The 4,802-nt window shown below is 68.6% G+C and carries 4 protein-coding genes and 1 pseudogene; 3 read left to right on the plus strand and 2 right to left on the minus strand.

All coding sequences use genetic code 11. The features are described 5' to 3' along the window. The 3 genes and pseudogenes from ACFPZI_RS34390 to ACFPZI_RS34400 all read left to right on the plus strand — a co-directional run. Positions 1-250: pseudogene (locus tag ACFPZI_RS34390) on the plus strand (IS6 family transposase); the annotation flags it as partial. A 119-nt stretch (positions 251-369) separates the two neighbouring features. Continuing rightward, complete coding sequence (locus ACFPZI_RS34395) at positions 370-507, plus strand: hypothetical protein (protein WP_381371089.1); 138 nt, start codon at positions 370-372, stop codon at positions 505-507. A gap of 18 nt (positions 508-525) precedes the next feature. Next, the gene (locus tag ACFPZI_RS34400; protein WP_381371090.1) at positions 526-1,119 is read left to right on the plus strand and encodes a transposase family protein; all 594 of its coding nucleotides are present in this window, start codon (positions 526-528) and stop codon (positions 1,117-1,119) included. A 177-nt stretch (positions 1,120-1,296) separates the two neighbouring features. Here ACFPZI_RS34400 and ACFPZI_RS34405 read toward each other — a convergent pair whose 3' ends face one another. After that, positions 1,297-2,838 (minus strand): class I adenylate-forming enzyme family protein, encoded by a 1,542-nt coding sequence (locus ACFPZI_RS34405; RefSeq protein WP_381371091.1) that lies wholly within the window; start codon positions 2,836-2,838, stop codon positions 1,297-1,299. 197 nt (positions 2,839-3,035) lie between these two features. Continuing rightward, positions 3,036-4,295, minus strand: coding sequence for a CaiB/BaiF CoA transferase family protein (locus ACFPZI_RS34410; protein ID WP_381371092.1), 1,260 nt, complete (start codon positions 4,293-4,295; stop codon positions 3,036-3,038). Between the last annotated feature and the right edge of the window lie 507 nt (positions 4,296-4,802).

A 4,802-nucleotide genomic window follows, 5' to 3' on the forward strand; every position in this document is an offset into this window, starting at 1 on the left:
GCAGTCGAAGCACCTCGACCACCGGGCGGAGAACAGCCACCGGCCCACCCGGCGGCGCGAACGCGCCATGAAGGGCTTCCGCTCCGTCGGCGCAGCCCAACGCTTCCTGTCCGCGCTCAGCGGCATCTCACCCCACTTCCGCCCCCACCGCCACCTGATGACGGCCTTCGGCCAGCGAGCCGGGATGACCGTCCGCTTCGTGATCTGGGACCAGATCACCGGCGCTGCCAACCTGCCCACCACGGCCTGACCACGGGTTCCCGGCCGCGGGCTCACCACGCCCCGACCCACCATCAGACAGTCACGCACCCCACAACGTGACAACGCCGTGCCGCCTGCCGCCTGCCGCTGTCGAGCGCGACCCTGGACATGGTCGCGGGCCTGGGCCGCGCCCATCTGAAGAAGATCGGTTCGCGGTGGCGCAAGCTCCCGCCGGGCCGCATCGCCCTGATCGTCCTCGCCGTGCCCCGTCATGACCAGCGACTCGCGGGCATGGCCGACACCTAACAGGTCTCTGCCTCGACCGTGCGCCGCTGGCTGCTGGAGGCGATCCACCTACTGGCCGCCCGCGCCGAACGTCTGGACCGCGCACTGAAGAAGATCGTCAAACGGGGCGGGGCTGTCGTGCTGATCGACGGCACGCCGATACCCACCCGGCGCCGCACCGGCGTCGACGACCGCCCCGACTACTCCGGCAAACGCACGATGCACGGCCTGCACGTCCTTGCCCTCACCGACGAGAAGGGCAACCTGATCCGGGTCTCGGCCGCCCGCCGCGGCCGCACCCACGACGTCACCGCTGCCCGGCACGACCACATCACCACCCGCCTGCGCGAAGCCGGCCTCGGCGCCATCGCCGACCTCGGCTTCCTCGGCCTGGACGACGACCCGGACAACCCGGTGATCATCACCGGCTACCGCGCCGCTCGCGGCCGGCGCCTGACCGCCGCGCAGAAAGAGGCGAACAGGCTCGTCGCCCACGAACGCGCCGCGAATGAACACGGCTTTGCCGACCTGAAAAACTGGCGGGTCCTCACCAGGCTCCGGCTGGCCGCTCGTCACGCCACCGTACTGCTGCGGGCCCTGCTCGTCCTCACCCGTGCCGAAGTCTCCCGGTGACAGATGATCACCTGCTGCCGATCACGCCACCGACCAGTACGAGAACTCCCGCTACCGGTCACACCAGCCCCGTGACCAGCAACTTCAGGATGAAACGATCTCAGTGAGCAATCACCGGACTTTTGAGGGACTTGTGGCCGGGCGGCCCCGGCATTTCGGGGCCGCCCGGTCTGCCTGTCACGAGCTGGACGGAGACAGCGCAATCGCGTCGGAAGGCGTGCGCGTGAACTGCTTCCGTAGGACCGGCTTGGCGAGCTTGCCCGAGAAGGTGCGGGGGAGCGGTTGCGCCAGGGCGACCGCGTGCTTGGGCTGCTTGTAGCGGGCGAGGGAGGCTCGTGCGGTCGATGCGAGGCGGCCGGCGACGACCGACGGGTCCTGGTCGGTATGGAAGACGATCATCGGGACCTCGCCCCACCTGTCGTCCGCCACGCCGATGACGGCAAGGTCCACCACCCCCTCCACGGAGCTGAGCACCTTCTCGATCTCGGCGGGGTAGATGTTCAGGCCTCCGGAGATGACCATGTCCTTCCTCCGGTCGACAACCTTGAGGAAGCCGCCGTCGTCCTGCAGGCCCAGGTCGCCGGTGCGCAGCCATCCGTCGACGAGGGTCTCGGCGGTCTCCTGGGGACGGTTCCAGTAGCCGTGCATGGTGTGCGAGCCGCGGACCAGAATCTCCCCGACCTCGCCGGCCGGGACCGTCTTGCCTTCGGAATCGGCGATGCGGATGGCGGTGCCCACGAGCGGCAGCCCGGCGAAACCGGGACGCGTGAGCGCATCCTCGTACCGCATGGTGGAGGCCAGTCCCGATGCCTCGGTCAGCCCGTAGACCTGCGTCACCGGGATACCGCGTGCCTGGTAGGCCTTGAGTAGGTCCGGATTCACCGGGGCGCCGCCCGCTCCTGCGAACTTGAAGTCGGCCAGCCTGCGCCGTCCGAAGCCGGGCAGCGCCGCCATGCGCTCCCAGACCACCGGGACCGTCGTCGTCGCCGTGACCTGGTGCCGCTCCAATGCGTCGAGGCAGCGCTCGGCGTCGAAGTCGCCGGGCAGCACCATCGTCGCGCCTGGGTACACCACCAGTTGCATGAAGATCGAGATGACTGAGCCCGTGTAGACCAGAGGCGCGGCCAGCAATACGCGGTCGCGCCACGAGATCCCGTGGGTGATCATTTGGGCCTGGCCGGGGGCCAGTACGGAGCGGTGCGTCAGCAGCGCGCCCTTTTGCACTCCCGTGGTGCCGGAGGTGTAGCAGATGAACGCGCCGTCGTCCTCGTCGACCTCGGTGATCGGCGCCGTCCCGGACTCCGTCATGAGCAGGTTGTATCCCGGCAGGTCGGACGAGTCGGCGGCGAAGATCTCAAAGCCGAGCGCCTTGTGCCCTGGCTCCAGCAGGTGGGCGAGTTCGCCCTCGGTCACCACGACGCGGGGGTCGGCGTCCTGGAGGAGGGGAGCGAGCTCCGAGGCCAGCAGCCGGAAGTTGAGCGGAACGCTGATCGCGCCCAGCTTCAGAGTGGCCAGGATGACATGGGCGAGCTCCGGGCGGTTGCGCATGAGCACGCCCACCCGGTCGCCCTTGCGGACCCCGCGAGCCGCCAGGCCACGGGCGAGGGCGTCGGAGACCGCGTCGAGTTCTGCCCAGCCCTGTACGTCGTCACCGAAGATGATCGCCGCGTGGTCGGGACGATTTTTTCCCCAGTAGCGAACGAGATCATTGATGTTCATGCCAGCTTCCCATGTCCCTTGTTCGGTTGCTGTTTTCATGCGCAAGACGGCAGAGCGCGGTGTTGATCCGTCAGCCCCCGGCTGGCCGCGCCGAGCCTGTGGCTCGCCCTGATGAGCGGAAGCTGCTCGGAAGAGGCACGGGTGACCGACGGATACGGGATGCCGGACCGTGTTCTCTGTTGGCTGTGTGACGCTCGTCAGGACGCGTCAGCGTTGCGTCCGGCAGCCTGTGAGGGTGCTCCCTTGATGCCCAGCTCGGACAGGACCGCTTCGTCGTAGCCCGCCACGTCCCGCAGCACCTCCCACGTGTGCGCGCCGAGCTCCGGGGCGAGATCGGCTGCGAAGTCCTCTCCGGCGACACGGACCGGACTCACCATCAGCTCCAGCTCGCCCACGCCGTCGTAGGTGACCGTGTAGGTGTTCCGCCGGGCCTTGAAATGGGGATCCTGGATGAGCTCGTGGACGCTGTTCACCGGTCCGCCGGCGATGTCGTGCGTGAGGAAGAGCTCAGTCCACTCCTCGCGCGTGCGCTCCAGGAAGATGGCGCGCAGTTCGCGCCAGACCGTCTCGGCGCGCCGGGCGGATCCCTCGTCGACGGTGGTCAGATCGATCTCCAGGAGGTCCTGACGGCCGACGGCGTGGCAGAAGTTCCGCCAGAACTTCTCCACGTGGGCGCCGAACAGCATGGCGCCGCCGTCCTGTGTCCGGTACGCCTCCAACCGGGGCCAGTCGGGCAGCCGCCCGTCGGGCAGCCAGGCGGAGCGCTGCGTCGTCCGGCCCTCGTTGAGGGCCGCGTCGGTCTCGTCCGGAATCCAGCTGGCTGCCACGTCGATGCCGGCCACCTCGAGCCGTGTCCCTGCCCCGGTGCGGCGGGCGTGGAGAATCCCCGCGAGTATGCCCATCGCTCCGTAGGCGCCCAGTCCGTACATCGCGATCCCTGGTGCGGTCGAGCCCGCCATGCCCTTGTCCGGGGGCGTGCTCGGAGTCGCCACCTCGCGCAGGCCGGCGTAGGCGTCGAAGACGGGTCCGCCACTGCCCAGCCGCCGGTAGGGCCCGTCGCTGCCGAGGCCGGAGACCGTGCAGAAGACGAGCGCCGGGTTGGTCTCCTTCAGTACGTCGTATCCCAGGCCCAGCCATTCGAGATAGCCGGCACGTGTTCCCTCGATCACCGCGTCGCTGACCTTGGCCAGCTCCAGGAAGGCAGCCTTGCCTGCGTCGCTCCGCAAATCGAGCGCCACGCTCTTCTTGCCGCGGTTCCAGCGCAGGTGCATGAAGGCCGGACCGTCGGGTCCGCCCACCGCCAGGGAGCCACCGGCGCGCACGGGATCGCCCACAGGCCCGGTTTCGACCTTGATCACCTCGGCGCCGAGATCAGCAAGATGGCCACCGACAGACGAGGGCGCCAGGTGGGCGACCTCCAGGATGCGCACCCCTGCCAACAACGAGTAGCCGCTCATGGGAACCTCCGGGTCGTGATCCGAGTCATTGTGTGTCCCACGCACAGCGCCGGCCCTGACTTCTGGTGAGGTGTGCAGGGGAGAGCCGGACGCCCACGGCCTGCTGTCCGGTGCGTCACGGGGGCTGGGTGGCAAAGCGTTCGAGAGGGCGGAAGCACGGGATGTGGCGTCTACCGCAGCGCCGTAAACCTAATGGCATTCGCCAAGTCGGGCAAGGCCTTGCGGGCGCCCGGGTGCTCTTTACTGCCGCGCCCCGTCGGCCCTGGCCCCTGTGGCCGGCTGGCCGGCTGTGGAGTTTCTGAGGAAGCGCCTGGCGACGGCCATCCCGTGTCTACAAGGAGAGGTTCGGGGTCTTGACCAGTATTAACCTACAGCAATAAGTTTAAGGCGCTTGTCTTCCACGGGTCCCTGTCACAGGCTCACCGGTCCGGCGGGCATGGTCGGGGTGCTGTCACGTTGGCTGACCGGGTGGGATGATCTTCGGGTTGGTCATGGTGGAGGGGGACC

The sequence above is a fragment of the Streptomyces chlorus genome (assembly GCF_042655885.1).
In the GTDB taxonomy this organism is placed as follows: domain Bacteria; phylum Actinomycetota; class Actinomycetes; order Streptomycetales; family Streptomycetaceae; genus Streptomyces; species Streptomyces chlorus.

Bases quoted from the DNA above. Each gene is read 5' to 3' on its own strand.
- ACFPZI_RS34410 (WP_381371092.1), bottom strand. From the start codon at position 4,295: ATGAGCGGCTACTCGTTGTTGGCAGGGGTGCGCATCCTGGAGGTCGCC.
- ACFPZI_RS34395 (WP_381371089.1), top strand. From the start codon at position 370: ATGGTCGCGGGCCTGGGCCGCGCCCATCTGAAGAAGATCGGTTCGCGG.
- ACFPZI_RS34405 (WP_381371091.1), bottom strand. From the start codon at position 2,838: ATGAACATCAATGATCTCGTTCGCTACTGGGGAAAAAATCGTCCCGAC.